The sequence below is a fragment of the Shigella sp. FC1661 genome (genome assembly GCF_001712525.1).
Taxonomy (GTDB): domain Bacteria; phylum Pseudomonadota; class Gammaproteobacteria; order Enterobacterales; family Enterobacteriaceae; genus Escherichia; species Escherichia coli.
The window spans coordinates 1-302 of the sequence record NZ_MDGW01000520.1 but is presented as its reverse complement, the minus strand read 5'-3'; the positions used below and the strand labels follow the sequence as shown (position 1 = coordinate 302).

The following is a 302-nucleotide window of genomic DNA, read 5'->3' as shown; positions in this document are numbered from 1 at the left end:
GCACAGCCGGGCGATATTCTGCTGTGCTGCTTTGGTGCTTCGGTACCGAACCATGCCACCATTTACTGCGGCAACGGTGAGCTGCTTCACCATCTGCCTGAACAACTGAGTAAACGGGAGAGGTATTCCGAAAAATGGCAACGACGAACGCATTCTGTCTGGCGTCACCGCCACTGGCACGCATCTGCCTTCACGGGGATTTACAACGATTTGGCCGCCGCCTCAGCCTGTATGTGAACACGGCAGCGGAAGCCATTCGCGCCCTGTCGATGCAGATGCCGGGCTTTCGCCGTCAGATGAAC

The 302-nt window shown here is 57.3% G+C and carries 1 protein-coding gene and 1 pseudogene; both read left to right on the top strand.

Features of this window, described 5'->3' with window-relative positions; genetic code table 11:
* On the top strand, window positions 1-237 hold a 237-nt coding region (locus tag BFF42_RS21585), incomplete at its 5' end, for an NlpC/P60 family protein (RefSeq protein ID WP_146628164.1).
* A pseudogene (locus BFF42_RS28000) lies at window positions 183-302 on the top strand (tail assembly protein); the annotation flags it as partial. The gene BFF42_RS21585 and the pseudogene BFF42_RS28000, both read left to right, overlap by 55 nt.